The organism is Novosphingobium sp. (assembly GCF_025351285.1).
In the GTDB taxonomy this organism is placed as follows: Bacteria; Pseudomonadota; Alphaproteobacteria; order Sphingomonadales; family Sphingomonadaceae; genus Novosphingobium.
Window position 1 is genome coordinate 1 of sequence record NZ_JANXWG010000095.1, and the last position, 15,594, is coordinate 15,594.

Below are 15,594 nucleotides of genomic sequence, written 5' to 3' on the forward strand. Positions count from 1 at the left end.
GAGCAAGTCGGCGCGGCGGCCGAACACCATGACCATCGGGCCCTGGTTGAGCCGGCCGACGATGCGGCCGTGGTGCGCGGTGATCCAGTCGATGGTGAGGCCAAGCGGCAGTGGCACGATCGGCACGACCACCATTTCGCCCTCGCGCGGGGGCGCCAAGACGGCGGCCAGCAGCACGATGCCGGCGATGACGAGCTGGGCTCGCAACAGGCCGGGCATCGTGCGCGATGCAATGGTGGGGGGATAGGGCATTGGCAAACCATGACAAATTGCCGTGAAGTTCGATGCAGCGGGCTCTGAGGAACTCTACGTGCGACGGCGCGGGAGCGCGCCGCGCGGATCGTGGCCGGATACGCGTAATCCCTGATGGTGGCTCAAGCATGGCTTGACCATCGGCTGGTAACGCTTGCCCATGACCGGCAAGCAATCAGGCATGAAAGTCCTTGCACTGCTGGCGGCAGCGCTTGCCGTGGCAAGCTTGGGGCCCGGCCCCGCGCGCGCACAATCGTTTACCAGCCCCGGATCGTGGTCGCTGACCGTGCCGGCGGGTGTTACGATGATCGAAGTGCGGGTTTCGGGCGGAGGCGGTGGCGGCGGCGGATCGGGTGGGTTCACCGGGCCTTTCCTCACCGTTGGCGGAGACGGCGGCAACGGCATACTGGTGATCGCCGAGATCGCGGTCACGCCCGGGCAAGTGTTGTCGGGCACGATCGGCGCGGGTGGCGGGATCGGCTTTCTCGCCGGATCGTCGAATTTCGGACTGGCAAATTGTTCGGGTGGTGGTGCTGCCGGTTCGGGGACGAGCGGAGGCGGCGCAGGCGGCAACATCAACTGCAACGTGTTCGGTGCAAGCGGCGGCGGTGGTGGTGGGGGTGGAAGCACCTCGCTGGCGCTGAACGGGACCACACTGATCCAAGCTGGCGGCGGCGGCGGCGGCGGCGGCGCGGGTGGAGGAACCGGCGGAAATGCCACGCCACGGACGATCCTGAGCGTGACATCGTCATGTGGCTCCAGCAACACGGGATCGTCACCGGCGGATTATTCGGGCGACGGCGGCGGCGGCGGCGGCGGCGGTGGCGGCTATGTCCCGGGATCGGCCGGCACTTCGCAGCCCGATTCCAGCACCGCAACCGGAGGGAACGCCGGGCACACCTGCACCAGCACGGCGTCCGCGATTAAGTACTCGGCGATCAGCAGCGCGGGCGCTGCCGGCTCACCCGGCGACACGACCGCGGCGATCGCTCCACATGGCACGGCGACCAGCGGGTATGTCACGATCAGCACCAGCGCGATCAGCGTTTCGAAAACGTCGAAGCCGGTGTCCGATCCGGTCAATTCGACCAGCAATCCCAAGTATATCCCCGGTGCCACGTTCCAGTACTGCGTAACCCTGAGCAACGGGTGGGCGCAGGACGCGACCAGCGTTTCGATCTCGGACTCGATCCCCGCGCAGGCCACTTACGTCAGTGGCAGCGCACGATCGGGCGTCGATTGCACTAGCGCAACGTCAGCCGTCTCGGGGCTCAGCTACAGCGCTCCGACGCTAACCGTCAGCCCGATCACGGTGGCCGCAGGATCGACTTACGCGCTGACGTTCCAGTCCGCCGTGAACTAGAACTGGAACTTCACCGTGCCGCCGAAGGTGCGCGGATCGCCGAGGTTGCCGACCACCAGACCGACCGAGTTCGGCGCGATCTGGAGCTGTTCGAGGTAGCCCTTGTTGAAGGCGTTGCGCACCCAACCATAGACGTCGATCTTGATCCCCCTGGCTTCGGGGTCTGAGCGCCAGCCGAGCCGGAAGTTGGCGAGGGTGTAGCCGGCGATGTCGGTCGAGGGCGAAGGCGTGGCGTTCGACGAGAACTTCGTGCGCGTGTTGCCGTCGGCGCCGAAGTAGATCTGGCCGGCTGTCTGGCCGATGGCGATCGGCAGGTTGGCCTCGCCGCCGAAGCTCAGCGCGTACTTCGATACGCCGGGAAGGCGCTGGCCCGAGATGTCGCAACTGACCGGGCTGGTGTTGGCGGGGAGCGCGGTCGGCACGGTGCAGTTGGTGCCGCTGAAGGCCGATCCGCCGGTCAATTCGAGCGGCGGCGGGGCGTTGGTGAACTTGCGATAGGTCGCGTCGGTATAGGCGAAGTTGACGTAAGCATTGAAGCGCTCGCTCGGGCGGACCGAGAAATCGGTCTCGATGCCTTGCGAGCGCACCTCGGGCACGTTGGCAACGAAGCCGCGCAAGGTGCTGAGCGAGGCGGCATTGTTGGCGCTGAACACCGCCTGGTAGTTGGAAATGTCGGTGCGGAACGCGGCGAAGTTGAAAGTGATCGTGCGGTCGAGGAACTGGGTTTTCAGGCCCACTTCGTAGTGCTTGACCGATTCGGGCGCGACCGTGGCGAACTGCAGTTGCGGCAGCCCGGAAATGGCATCGGCGGGCACACCATTGAGGTTGATGCCGCCGGTCTGGAAGGTTTTCGAGTACGTCGCGTAGGCGTGGATATCGCGCGCCAGATCGTAGCTCAGCGTCAGGTCGTACGACAGGTTCCACTTGCTGAAGCTGGGCGCGTAGCTTTCGGGCAGGAGCACGCCCAATTGCGCTTTCTGGATCGCGGTGCCGGTGGTGACTTGCCCGGCCGTCAGCACATTGCCCGCGCGATCGGTGACCACGGCATCGTACGATCCGTTCTTCTTGTCGTAATTGACGCGGAAGCCGGGCTGGATCGTCAGCTTCTCGATCGGGCGCCAGCTTGCCTGGCCATAGACCGCGAAGCTGGTGTTGCGCAGGCGGATCGTGTTGGTTGAAGTCAGCCCGTTCAGCACATCGAGGTTGTAGGGATTGGTCGGCGCGGCATTTGGCGAAAGCAGCCACCTGGTTGCTGCCGGGCCCTGGACCTGGCTGCCGTCGGTATCGATCTTCTGGTAATAGTAAAACGTGCCGATCTGGAAATCGAGCTTCTCGCTGTGCTGGTTGTAGCGCAGTTCCTGCGTGAACTGGCGCTGCTTCGACGGATTCTGGCTCACCGTGGTGATCGGCAAGCCGGTGAAGTCGCGGTCGTTCGACGGGTCCCAGTCCCAGTAGCGGAACGCGGTGATCGAAGTCAGCGTGCCGGCGCCGAGATCGAGCTTGGCGCGCAACGAGGCACCGCCGATCGACTGGCGCGCGCGCAGCAGCGCATCGACATCGCTGATGCGGTTGTCGGGGTTCTGCCCGATCGCCGGCAATGCATAGCCCTGCACCGCTGAAATCGCCGCATATTGGCGGTTGAGCGCCTTCTGCGTGGCCACGTTGCGAACGAATACGGTGGCGCAGCACACCACGTTCTGGTGGTTGTAATCGCCCGCCAGCGTGACTTCGAGCGCGCTGGAAGGCTTCCACAGCAATTGCGCACGCAGGCCCAGGTTCGAAAGGTTGTTGTCGAGTTGCCCGGTCTTGATATTGGTGATGGTGCCGTTGCGCGTAGTCTCGGAAATCGCCAGCCGCGCGGCGAGGTTGTCCGTGAGCGGGCCCGAAACCGCGCCCTTGAACTGGAGGTAGGCGTAATTGCCCGAAGAGATTTCCGCCCGCGCTTCGGGGGTGAAGGTGGGCTGGCGACTGGTGATGTTGATCGCGCCGGCCGTGGTGTTCTTGCCGTAGAGCGTACCCTGCGGCCCGCGCAGAACCTCGATCTGCTTCACGTCGAGGAAGTCGAAGGTGGAGGACGCCACGCGCGAATAATAGACATCGTCGACATAGATGCCGACGCCCTGGTCGATGCCGTCATTGGTAAGGCCCAACGGTGAACCGAAGCCGCGCACGTTGACCGAAGTGTTGCGCGGATTCGACGAATAGAACTGCAACGTCGGGGTCAATTGCTGCAAACGCCCGACGTTGAACGCGCCTGTGCTGTCGATGTGATCGCCGCCCACGACCGAGATCGCCACTGGCACGCTTTGCGAGCTTTCGTTGCGGTGCCGTGCGGTGACGACGATATCGCCGTCGCTGTCGGTGGCGCCGGTGCCTACCGAAGTGGGCTGTTCAGCTTGTTGCGCGGGCGGCGGCGGTGCATCTGCCGCCAAAGCGGGCGCCGCGATGATGGACGCAGAAAGAGCAACGGCCGAAGCCGTGCAAAGTACGAACGAACGCATATCCAAATCCTCAGGTCAAAGGGCATTGGATGCATCCGGTGATCCGGTCTGCACCTGTTGGGGTGTAAAAGTCGGGGTCTGTCGGGTAGTGATTCAGGCGAAGCGGCGGCGCTCGGTCACGTCGAGCTGCACCAGCCGGCCGTCGTGCACGGTCAACTGGATCACGCCAAAGCGCATGCGTTCGAGCGCCTCGGCTACTGCATCGAGCGGTTTTTGGGCCGAGGGATCGCGCGAGGTGCTGCTGGGTTGATGCGAATCGATCAGAGTCTGGCGAAGGGACATCGGGCGGGCTCCTGTTGCCGCCAGTCTATCTCTACCGAATGAATAGACAATGATGTTTTCGCTTGGCCGCGGTGAAGCGCAGCTTTTCCAAGTCGATCCGTGGATGGGCTTTGCGAGGCTTACGTAGCCTTGGTATCCGGCGCGTGCTTGCCCATCAGCTTGTAAGCGCGACCATACCATTCGCTGCCCGGGTAGTTGGCGCCGAGCACGGCAGCGGCCTTTTCGGCTTCGGTGGGCACGCCGAGCGAGAGATAGGCTTCGACCAGACGGAACAGCGCTTCGGGCGTGTGCGTGGTCTGCTGGTACTGGTCGACCACGTTGCGGAAGCGGACGCTCGCCGCCAGCCACTTGCCGCTGCGTTCATAGAACCGGCCGATTTCCATTTCCTTGCCCGCAAGGTGATCGTTGACCAGATCGAGCTTGAGCTTGGCGTCGCGCGCATAGGGCGTCGATGGATAGCGGCGGATCACCTCGGTCAACGCGGTGCGCGTTTGCGTGGTATCCTTCTGGTCACGGGTGACGTCGCTGATCTGCTCGTAATAGCACAGCGCCACCAGGTAATAGGCGTAAGGCGCATCCTTGTTGCCGGGGTGGATCGACAGGAAGCGCTGCGACGATTCGATCGACTTGGCGTAATCGCGCGCGACGTAATAGCTGAACGCGCTCATCAACTGCGCGCGGCGGGCCCAGGGCGAATAAGGGTGCTGGCGTTCTACCTCGTCGAACAGCGCGGCGGCGCCCTTGGGATTGTCCTTGTCGAGCTGGTTCTTGGCGGCGGCGTAAAGGCTGTCGACATCGCGCGCGATATAGGCGGTGTCCTTCTTGCCCTTGCCGACCCCGGCGCAACCGCCGGTCAGCCCCAGCGCCACGGTGGCGCTGGCGAGGAGGACAACCCGAAGGGGCGTGCGGCGGACAAAGTTTGCGATCATAGCCGCGCTATAGCCAGCGAGGGCCTGAACGCCAAGTGAAGCTTTTGGGGGGCGGTGGAGGCATGAGGCGCGGTTGTTCGGGCAATGTTGGAATAGCGGCTCTTGGGTTGTGCTGGTTCTGATTGAACGGCTGCAATTGGGCGCAAGCTGCCGAATGACTGGGGGTTGGTGTCCCGTTCCGACGCTGCTTTCAACGCGAGGCGGGCGCGGGCTGTTTGAAGATGCTTGTCGAAAGCCAAGTCGGTCGCGCAGGGTCATCGGCCACGTGCCGGGCGAGGGCAGCTACGAAGTCGTCGAGCTTCACCGCCTCATCCCTGAATATGCCTGATTGTTGAAGATCGTCGGCGGGCGCGTGATAGCGATTGGCGCGCCAGTCGTGTTCGATCTGGAATTCGGGAGTGTCGCGGGCAAAGCCGAATTTGAATGCCAGCGCCGGCACGCCCTCGCGCACAAAACTGAACAAGTCGGTGCGAATGAAAGTGTTACGGTCGGGCAGCGGGTCGGGCGCCAGCGCGAGGCCCTGTTTTGCCGCCACGGCGCGGGCATCCGCACCGAGCGTGCTTTCGCCTTCGCCGATCGCGATGACGCTTTTCAGCGGCCATAGTGGCAGCGGCATGTCGAAGTTGAAATCGGCGATGATTGAACCCTTGGGAACGGTTGGATGCACCGCATAATAGTGCGAGCCCAACAGCCCCTTTTCCTCGGCGGTGACGATCACGAACAGCACCGACCGTCGTGGCCGGGTCGGCGCGCTCGCCAGGCGGTGTGCGATATCGAGGACCGAGGCCACACCGGAGGCGTCGTCCATCGCTCCGTTGTAAATCGAGTGTCCGTTGATCGGCGCGCCAATGCCCAAATGATCGAGATGCGCCGAAATCACCAGGTATTGCCCGGCCAGCGCCGGGTCGCTGCCGTCCAGCTTCGCGATCAGATTGGGCGACGTCATCGCGATATGGTGTGCTGCAACGCTCGCCGTCAGACGCATGGGCAGCGCAAACGTCGGCACATTCTGCGATGCATCGGCCAGCGCGCACAATTCTGCGAAAGTGTGGCCCGACCCCTTGAACAACATGTCCGCCTTGTCCGGATCGATCCCTGCGTTGAAGAAACCATCGGGCGTATCGCGCAACTGCGGATCGGCCAGATAGACTCCAATCTGGCCAATCAGAAGCTTTTGCCGCGACCAGGGGATCTCGATCTGGTGCGGTGTGGTCAGCGTGATCAGCCCGACCGCGCCCAACTTGCCCAGCAACCGCGCCCGGTCAAAACGCGCGCTCGATTTGACCGCAGCGCTCAGATTGGCAGGGCCGCCGCTGATCACCACCGCGATTTTGCCCTTGAGGTCAAGGCCGGCGAAATCGTCATACCCTGCCTTGGGCAAATGCAGGCCATAGCCGATGAACACCAGCGGCGCGTTGACTTGTGCCGGACGCCGCGCACCGCCCGGACCGATCAGAGCATCCGTGCCGATCTGCAAAGCCGTCGTTGTGCCATCGCTGCCGATCAAAGCAGCACGCGATGCCGCCTGGTCGACTACCTGCTGCTCGAACGCAACCGGCTGAAGGTATCCGTCGACGCCGGCAGGCTTGAGCCTCTCGGCCTTAAACCTTGAAATTACATAGTCCGCGGCGCGCAGATAGCCAGCCGACCCCGTAAGCCGCCCTTCGTTACTGTCCGCTGCGATCGTGCTGATGTCCGACCACCATTGCGCCGCCGCGGAGGACGTAGTCTGCGCAGGTAGAGCCGGTGTGTCGGCATGGCCCGGTGCCGCCAGTGACAGCATCGCCAGAGCCGCGCCCACGCCTGAGCGCACGAGCCGCAGCACGGTGGGCGCATGTCGGTCGCAGTTCAGCATGATGTGTAGCCCCCGGGAGTTCGACAGAGGGGATGAATGAAAACGCTGCCCGCGGCAACTGCTTGGTCTCTCAAGCTCAAGCGGCATTGCTTTAGCCGCGCTGCTTGAGGCCGTTACCTCTCCGGGACAGTCCTGGAGAAATGTGATCCCTGTTTTCACAGTGGAATTGTGGGAGGTCGCCGCGCCCGGTGTCGCTGCTTCACATCAAAGGACAAACGGCACACCTCGGCCTGTTTCCTCCAAACGCGCCTTTCGAACGGCGGATATTGGGCGGAATCCACTCCAACCCCCAACCCCCGCTGGACATTAACCGCGCGATTAAACATACTCCCCGCGCAAGGCCGGACGGCCACGGATTCAGCGGAGAGCATCAACGATGGCCTTGCCAAGGGTCTGCATCATCGGCGCCGGATGCAGCGGCTTTACCACGGCCAAGCGGCTTCAGGATCACGGCATCCCGTTCGACGTTTACGAAGCCTCGGACGATATCGGCGGGACCTGGTACTACAACAATCCCAACGGGATGAGCGCCTGCTACCAGAGCCTGCACATCGATACCTCGAAGTGGCGGCTGGCGTTCGAGGACTATCCGGTGCCGGCCGACTGGCCCGATTACCCGCACCATTCGCTGCTGCTCCAGTATTTCCACGATTACGTCGATCACTTCGGCCTGCGCGCGCACATCCGTTTCAACACCCGCGTCGAACAGGCGCAGCGCAAGGCGGACGGCGGGTGGACGGTCACGCTTTCGAGTGGCGAGGCGAAGCATTACGACGCGCTGGTGGTCGCCAACGGGCACCACTGGGCGGCGCGGATTCCCGATTATCCGGGGCATTTCGACGGCGCGCAGATCCACAGTCACGATTACCGCACCCCGTTCGAGCCGGTGAACTGCATCGGCAGCCAAGTGCTCGTCGTCGGCATGGGCAACAGCGCGATGGACGTGGCGAGCGAGCTTTCGCAGCGGCCGATGGCGGGCAAGCTGTTCGTCTCGACCCGTCGGGGCGTGTGGATTTTCCCCAAGTATTACAAGGGGCAGCCGCTCGACAAGAACCCGGCCCCGGCCTGGCTGCCCAAGGGCGTCAAGCAGTGGATCGGCGCGCGGATGATCAAGGGGCTGGTCGGGCGGATGAGCGATTACGGCTTGCCCGAGCCCGAGATCGGCCCGTTCGAAAGCCACGGCACCGTCTCGGGCGAATTCCTGGTGCGCGCGGGATCGGGCGATATCGCGATGAAGGGGCCGATCGAACGGTTGGACGGCCGTGACGTGGTGTTCACCGATGGATCGCGCGAACAGATCGACGTGATCGTCTGGGCCACCGGCTACGACATCGCCTTCCCGTTCTTCGACGAGCCAGCCTTCAAGGCCGATGCCGACAACCGCCCGCCGCCGCTCTACAAGCGGATCATGAAGCCCGGCGTGCCGGACTTGTTCTACATGGGGCTGGCGCAGCCGCTGCCCACGCTGGTCAACTTTGCCGAACAGCAGTCCAAGCTGGTCGGCGCATACCTGGCCGGAACATACCTACCACCCGATCCCGCCGAGATGGAGCGCGTGATCAGGGCCGATGAGGACTATTACACCGGCCAGTACTATGCGGCGCGGCGCCACACGATCCAGCTTGATTTCGATCACTACGTCCGCGCGCTGGCCAAGGAACTGGTCAAGGGCGCGAAGCGGGCGGCTGCGGCTGGCAACCGCCAGCCGCTGACGGCACGCGAACTCGAGGAAGCCTGGACATGACCACCGCAACCCGCCCGCTCACGCCTGTCGATGTCAGCCAGGACGCGCTCTATGTCGAGGACACCTGGCGCGAACCGTTCGCGCAATTGCGCGCCGAAATGCCGCTGTCATGGCGCGAGGACAGCCCGTTCGGCGGCTACTGGTCGGCAGTGACGCACGATCTGGTCGCCGAAGTCGAACTGCGGCACGACGTGTTTTCCAGCCGCTGGGACAAGGGCAACATCACCATCGCCGAAGCCGTCAACGGCGAAGGCTTTCCCAACTTCATCGCGCAGGACCAGCCGATCCACACCGCGCAACGCAAGGTGATTGCGCCGGCGTTCTCGCCGAGCCAGATGCTCAAGCTCGACAAGGCGGTGAAGGCGCGCACCGCCCAACTGCTGGACGGACTGCCGATCGGCGAAACATTCGACTGGGTCGAGCGCGTTTCGATCCCGCAGACATTGGGAATGCTGTGCATCCTGTTCGACATGCCGTTCGAGGAATGGCGCGACATCAAGCGCTGGTCCGACTGGGCAAGCAGTATCTCGGCCGAGAACCTCAACGACGAATACCGCGCGCAATTCCTCGGGCAGATGGGTGAAATGCTCGCGCGCTTCGATCGCGAACTGGAAGACCGACGCGGCAAGCCCGCCAGCGACGACCTGCTCAGCCGCATGGTTCACAGCGAGGCGATGGGCAGCATGAGCCCGATGGAACGCATCGCCAATATCGCGCTGCTGATTGTGGGCGGCAACGACACCACGCGCAATTCGATGTCGGCGCTGGTCGAGGCGTTCGATACGTATCCCGATCAGCTCGAACGGCTGCGCGCCGATCCCTCGCTGATCGCCAACGCCGCGCAGGAAATCGTCCGCTGGCAAAGCCCGGTCACGCACATGCGCCGCACAGCGCTGGTCGATACCGACCTTGCCGGTCAGACCATCAAGGCCGGCGAGAAGATCGTGATGTGGTACATCAGCGCCAACCGCGACGAGGCGGTGTTCCCCGATGCCGAGCGTTTCGACGTGGGCCGTGCCAACGCCCGGCGGCACCTCGGCTTCGGCCACGGCATCCATCGCTGTGTGGGCGCGAAGCTGGCCGAAAGCCAATTGGCCATGGTGATCGCAGAGATCGTGCGGCGCAATATCCGCATCGTGCCGCAAGCCAAACCCACACGGCTCGCCAGCCCGTTCCTGCACGGCTTTACCGCGATGCCGGTGCGGATCGAGTCGCTTTAGGAATCAAGTTTCTGCGAGGACCGCCTTGAGCGCCGCTTCCGGAACAGCATTTCGGCCTCGGCCAGGCTGACCCGCGTCGGACTGTCCGCCGGCACAGATCACCCGGCGCAGCAGTGCACTTCCAGCAAATGTCGCCGCCATCGCCTCAATGTCCCGGCAACTGCCATCGAACGGTCGAATTCCAGACGCCGGCAACCGCCAGCCCGCCTCGATCGTGCGCCGGCTCGAACCGCGCGCGCTCCTTGGCCAGGTCGCAGGTCGCCTTGTCGAGCAGCGGAAATTCGCTGGAACGGGTCACCGCGCACAGCGTGGGCACGCCCTGGTCGTCGACCGACAGTTGGAAGCCCACCATGCCCTGCTGTCGCAGGCGTTTGGCCTCGGGTGGATAATCGGCGTCGGTTGCCCAGGATCGTTGATCGATCGCGCGCAAGTACCGCGCTTGGCTGGGCTGGACCGGCATCGGCGGTGGCAGCGCGACCGGCTCGTTTCGATCGACCACCGTCGCGGTTGGCGAAGGCAAAGGTGGCGGCGGTGGCGGAGCTGGAGGTGAAGCCGAGGTGTCTTGTGGCGGCGTTTGCTTTGCATCGATGTACGCAATTCTGAGGCCCTTGCCGGTTTTCGACCAATCGCGCGCCTCCTCGCTCAAGCTGTCCAGCGTCTTCACGGCCATCCGGCCGTCGCGCTTTTCGAGCAAATATTCGATCCTTACGACGCGAATCTTCGTATTGCCGGTTCCGCCGGCATCGGGTGCAAAGCGGGCCCGGTGCACGATCGCATCGCACAGGTTTGCCTTCGGTTGCGCGCCATCGGCCGCACGCCAGATATTGATGTAGCAAGTCCGCACCTGACCGTCTGCGCCGAACGCCAGCGTCAGGATGACATTGGCGAATGCGCTCTTGCTACTGAAAATCGCTGCCAGTTCGCTGGTCGTCAGCCAATCCTGCGGAGGGGAATCGGGCTGTGCTTCGGCCAGCGTGACGGTTGGCCGCGGCAGCCCTTCGGGCGCCGAAAGATCGAGCTGCAACAAGATCGGCAACAGGAGTAGCAGCGGCACATGACGCTCCCTTCCGCGTCACACTGCCACCGAATTCCTCAATTATTCGTGCCTGCCGCAGCCTCAGGCCGCCTCGGCTTCCTCGTGTGGCGGTTCCAGCGCGATCGGATCGGCCAGCGTGATCCGGTCGAGCATCGCGGCGGTTTCATCGCGCAGTTGCAGCATCAGCGCGCGCAGCCGGCATTCGACTTCGGGCAGGCAATTGGCGCAAGTTTCGTGCGCGTTGCGGCTGGCGCAGGGGACGAGCGCGAGGCTGCCGCGGGTCAGCCGGATGATGTCGCCATAGCGGATATCGACCGGCGCCAGGCCGAGTTCATAGCCGCCTTCACGACCGCGCTGCGAGACGACGATGCCTTCGCGCGCCATTTCCGAAAGGATCACGGTGAGGAATTTGCGCGGGATGTTCTGCGCATCGGCGATCGCGTCGAGCCGCACCGGACCGTCCCCATAGGTATCGGCCAGGTGCTGCAACGCGCGGATCGTGTAACGCGTTTTTTGGGACAGCATGGGTTCAATTTCGGCGCTCGGCCGCGAAAGTCAACCGCGCGGGTAGATAATGTTCCCAACAATCGCCGGCTTTGTCGGTACATCGGTCTGCGCTGAACCTGCGGCTGCGCCATAACCGCCGCCGCCCGGGGTTTCGATCACGAACACATCACCGCGTTGCATTTCGACGCTGGCGGTGGCCGAGAGTTCCTCGATCGAGCCATCGGCGCGCTCGACCGCATTGCGCCCGCATGCACCTGGCAACCCGTCTGCAAGGCCGAAGGGCGGCACCTTGCGGCGGTTTGAGAGTATGCCCGCCGTCATCGCCTGCCGGAACCGCACGCGCCGCACCGCACCGTCGCCGCCCCGCTGGGCGCCGTCTCCGCCCGAACCGCGCCGGATCGAAAATTCCTCCAACAGCACCGGGAAGCGCGCTTCGAGCACTTCGGGATCGGTCAGCCGGCTGTTGGTCATGTGCGTCTGGACCACCGACGCGCCATCGAAGTCCGGCCCGGCGCCCGATCCGCCCGCGATCGTCTCGTAGTACTGGTGCGTCGCGTCGCCGAAGGTGAAGTTGTTCATCGTTCCTTGCGCGGCGGCCATCGCGCCCAACGCGCCGAACAGCGCGTCGGTGATGACCTGGCTGGTCTCGACATTGCCCGCGACCACCGCCGCATCGGAGCCAGGATCGAGCATCGAACCAGCGGGCACCAAGATCGTCAGCGGGCGCAGGCAGCCCTCGTTCATCGGCACGTCCCCGTCCAGAAGCGTGCGCACCACGTACAGCACGGCTGCGCGCACGATCGGCACGCCGGCGTTGAAATTGTCGGGCAAACGATCGCTGGTGCCGGCGAAATCGATCACCGCGCTGCCCGCCGCGCGATCCACCCGCACGGCCACGCGCACGACCGCGCCGTTGTCCATTTCATACGCGAACGCACCGTCCGAAAGGCCACCGATCAGCGCGCGGACGGCGGCTTCGGCGTTGTCCTGCACGTGCGCCATGTAGGCGTCGACCACTGCCCTGCCCTGTTCGGAGGCGATGCGGCGCAAGTCGTCCGCGCCCTTGGCGCATGCCGCCAATTGCGCGCGCAAATCGGCCAGGTTCTGCGACACGTTGCGCGCGGGGTATGGTCCTGCGCTCAGCAAAGCGGCGATTTCAGCTTCTCTGAAATGGCCCCGATCGACCAGCAACACATCGTCGAGCACCACGCCTTCGTCCGCCAAACTGCGGCTATCGGGCGGCATCGAACCCGGAGCGATCCCGCCCACATCGGCATGATGGCCCCGCGCCGCCACGAACCAGGCGGGCGCTTCGTCGCCGGGCCGGTCGAACACCGGCATGACCACGGTGATATCGGGCAAGTGCGTGCCGCCCGCAAACGGCGCATTGAGCGCGTAGGCATCGCCCGGCCGGATGCCGCGTTCGCTGGCGTTTTGGTTTTGCCGCCCATCCGGGCTGCGGGCACGGTTACGCATCACGCAGCGCACGCTTTCGCCCATCGAGCCCAGGTGCACCGGCATGTGCGGTGCGTTGGCGATCAGGTTGCCCGCGGCATCGAACACCGCACAGGAAAAATCGAGCCGCTCGCGGATGTTGACCGAGGCGGCGCTGTGCTGGAGCGCGGCACCCATCTCCTCGGCCACCGCCATGAACAGCGCGCTCATGATCTCGAGCCGGACGGGGTCGCAGGCGGTGTCGTCCGAGGCGGAAGCCTCACGCGGTGTGGTGCGGGTGAGGATCAGGTTGCCGTGGGCATCGACCCGCGCGGTCCAGCCGGGTTCGATCACCACGGTCGACACCGCGTCCACCACCAGTGCGGGGCCGGGCAGCGTGGCGCCCTCGGCCAGCCCATCGCGCGCATGAAGCGGGGCCGGATGCCATGCACCGCTCGACCAGAAGCGCACCGTTTCGAGCGGCGGCGCGGTTGCGGCGGGCAGGTTGGCAACGTGTTCGTCGGCCACGTCGGCGGGCGCGGACACTTCGACCCGCACCGCCTCGGCCACCAGCGCGCCCTCGGCCGCGAAGCCGAAGCGGCGCTGCCAGCCTTCGGCAAAGTGGGAGGCCATCGCGGCGACTGGGCCGAATGGAACTTCGATTGCGTTCTCGCTGGCGGCGGGGCGGACTTGGACAACGGCCGCGCGTTCGGGCCCGTTTTCGTCGTTCGGGTCGCAATCGGGCACCAGCGCGCGCAAGTCGGCCTCGGCCTCGGCTGCCAGCGCATCGACCGCCGCGCGGATTGCCGGTTCATTCTCGCGATCCAGCGGCAGTGCCAGCGTCGCTTCGCGCAGCACGCCGCGCCGGGCAAGGCCCATGCCATAAGCCGACAGCAGGCTGGCGAGCGGGTGGACAAGCACCGTCTCGATGCCCAGTTCGTCGGCCACCAGGCATGCGTGCTGCCCGCCCGCGCCGCCGAAACAGGCGAGAGCGGCGCGGCTTACGTCATGCCCGCGCCGCACCGAAATCGCCAGGATCGCGTGCGCCATCTGCGCCACTGCGATGCGGACGAAGCCTTCGGCGGCCTGTTCGCAGGTCAGTCCGGTGGCCGCCGTAACGGCCTCGAACCGCTGATCCACCGCCGCGCGGTCGAGCGGTTGATCGCCCTCCGGCCCGAACACGCGCGGGAAATGCGCCGGAACCAGCTTGCCCAGCGCCAAATTGCAATCGGTCAGCGCCAGCGGCCCACCGCGCCGGTAACAGGCCGGGCCGGGCACCGCGCCCGCGCTCTCGGGGCCGACCAGGAAGCGTTGTCCGCTATTTGACCCCGCTTCCACCCGGCACAGCGATCCGCCGCCTGCCGCCACAGTGTGGATGCGCAACATCGGCGCGCGGATGCGGACGCCGGCGATGCGCGCCTCGCTGTCGCGCTCGAACGCACCCGAATACCACGACACGTCGGTCGAGGTGCCGCCCATGTCGAAGCCGATAACCGCGTCGAACCCGGCTTGTGCGGCGGTTGCGGCCATGCCGACGATGCCGCCCGCCGGGCCAGACAGCACCGCGTCCTTGCCATTGAACCCGGCCGAAGGCACCAGCGCGCCGCCCGATTGCATGTAAAGCGTGTCGACCCCAGGACCGAACAACGCGCCGAGCCGGGCTTCCAGCCCTTCGACATAGCGGCGCAGCACGGGCGAAAGGTAGGCATCGGCCACGCTGGTATCGCCGCGCGCGATCAGCCGGATGGTGGGCGAGACCTTGTGGCTGACCGAAACCTGGATGAAGCCGATGTCGCGCGCCATTTCAGCCAGCGCGGCTTCGTGTGCGGTGTGCCGCCAGCCATGCATCAGCACGATCGCCACTGCGCGCAGACCCGATTCGTATGCCGACTGCAATTCGGCACGAGCCCTGGCCTCGTCGAGCGGGACCAGCACTTCGCCCTCGGCAGTCACGCGTTCGTCGATCGCGATCACGCTTGCATAAAGCGGCGCGGGGCGGACAATCCGGCGCGCGAAGATGTCGGGCCGGTCCTGCGTGCCGATCGCCAGCGCATCCTCGAACCCGCGCGTGATCGCCAGCAGGACCGGTTCACCCGTGCGTTCGAGCAGCGCATTGGTGGCGACCGTGGTGCCCAGCCGCAGTTCTGCGGGCGGCAGCGGGCCTCCAGGACCCTGGGCACCAACCCCGGTCAACCGGCGCATCGCTTCCACCGCGGCGTCATCATACCGGCCCGGGTCTTGCGAAAGCAGCTTGGCGGTATGCAGCGTTCCGTGCGGATCGCGCGCCACCACATCGGTGAAGGTGCCGCCGCGATCGACCCAGAAACGCCAACGCGCTTGATTCAGTCTCCGTCCGGTCACCCCTTCTCCATAGCCGGATTTTACGCGCGGATAATGCCCGGCACGACATTTTTTACGCTTTGCCGGTCTGTCACTCCGGCGTAAGGGCGCTTGCCCGATGGTCTTGACCA

The 15,594-nt window shown here is 65.1% G+C and carries 11 protein-coding genes; 3 read left to right on the forward strand and 8 right to left on the reverse strand.

Annotation, left to right across the window (positions count from 1 at the left end):
- A partial coding sequence (locus Q0R16_RS11545) for a hypothetical protein (RefSeq protein WP_295636046.1) occupies nucleotides 1–252 on the reverse strand: 252 nt, incomplete at its 3' end.
- 181 nt (nucleotides 253–433) lie between these two features.
- On the opposite strand from Q0R16_RS11545, the gene Q0R16_RS11550 reads away from it, so the two are divergent.
- On the forward strand, nucleotides 434–1,615 hold the full coding sequence (locus Q0R16_RS11550) for a hypothetical protein (RefSeq protein ID WP_295636047.1): 1,182 nt from the start codon (nucleotides 434–436) through the stop codon (nucleotides 1,613–1,615).
- On the opposite strand, the gene Q0R16_RS11555 is transcribed toward Q0R16_RS11550, so the two are convergent.
- The 4 genes from Q0R16_RS11555 to Q0R16_RS11570 all read right to left on the reverse strand — a co-directional run bounded on the left by Q0R16_RS11555 (nucleotide 1,612) and on the right by Q0R16_RS11570 (nucleotide 7,341).
- Nucleotides 1,612–4,116 carry a TonB-dependent receptor gene (locus Q0R16_RS11555; RefSeq protein WP_295636048.1) on the reverse strand — a complete coding sequence of 835 codons (2,505 nt, stop codon included), beginning with the start codon at nucleotides 4,114–4,116 and terminating at the stop codon, nucleotides 1,612–1,614. The genes Q0R16_RS11550 and Q0R16_RS11555 overlap by 4 nt on opposite strands.
- A gap of 93 nt (nucleotides 4,117–4,209) precedes the next feature.
- Nucleotides 4,210–4,398, reverse strand: a complete 189-nt coding sequence (locus Q0R16_RS11560) for a YezD family protein (RefSeq protein ID WP_295636049.1) — start codon at nucleotides 4,396–4,398, stop codon at nucleotides 4,210–4,212.
- A 119-nt stretch (nucleotides 4,399–4,517) separates the two neighbouring features.
- Entirely contained in the window at nucleotides 4,518–5,327 is an 810-nt protein-coding gene (locus Q0R16_RS11565; RefSeq protein ID WP_295636050.1) for an outer membrane protein assembly factor BamD, read from the reverse strand.
- 190 nt (nucleotides 5,328–5,517) lie between these two features.
- Complete coding sequence (locus Q0R16_RS11570) at nucleotides 5,518–7,341, reverse strand: M28 family metallopeptidase (RefSeq protein ID WP_295636051.1); 1,824 nt, start codon at nucleotides 7,339–7,341, stop codon at nucleotides 5,518–5,520.
- 217 nt (nucleotides 7,342–7,558) lie between these two features.
- Here Q0R16_RS11570 and Q0R16_RS11575 point away from each other — a divergent pair, with 217 nt between their 5' ends.
- Both Q0R16_RS11575 and Q0R16_RS11580 read left to right on the forward strand, forming a co-directional pair.
- A complete protein-coding gene (locus Q0R16_RS11575) occupies nucleotides 7,559–8,926 on the forward strand; it encodes an NAD(P)-binding domain-containing protein (protein ID WP_295636052.1) in 1,368 nt (455 codons plus the stop codon).
- Complete coding sequence (locus tag Q0R16_RS11580; RefSeq protein WP_295636053.1) at nucleotides 8,923–10,146, forward strand: cytochrome P450; 1,224 nt, start codon at nucleotides 8,923–8,925, stop codon at nucleotides 10,144–10,146. Before Q0R16_RS11575 ends, Q0R16_RS11580 begins: the two co-directional genes overlap by 4 nt.
- 145 nt (nucleotides 10,147–10,291) lie before the next feature.
- Here the strand turns inward: Q0R16_RS11580 and Q0R16_RS11585 are convergent, their stop codons facing one another.
- From Q0R16_RS11585 to Q0R16_RS11595, 3 genes are all read right to left on the reverse strand, one after another.
- Nucleotides 10,292–11,200, reverse strand: a complete 909-nt coding sequence (locus Q0R16_RS11585; RefSeq protein ID WP_295636054.1) for an energy transducer TonB — start codon at nucleotides 11,198–11,200, stop codon at nucleotides 10,292–10,294.
- 63 nt (nucleotides 11,201–11,263) lie between these two features.
- Nucleotides 11,264–11,707: an Rrf2 family transcriptional regulator gene (locus Q0R16_RS11590; protein WP_295636055.1), complete on the reverse strand. Its 444-nt coding sequence runs from the start codon at nucleotides 11,705–11,707 to the stop codon at nucleotides 11,264–11,266.
- 30 nt (nucleotides 11,708–11,737) lie between these two features.
- Nucleotides 11,738–15,484 (reverse strand): hydantoinase B/oxoprolinase family protein, encoded by a 3,747-nt coding sequence (locus Q0R16_RS11595; protein ID WP_295636056.1) that lies wholly within the window; start codon nucleotides 15,482–15,484, stop codon nucleotides 11,738–11,740.
- Nucleotides 15,485–15,594 lie beyond the last annotated feature (110 nt).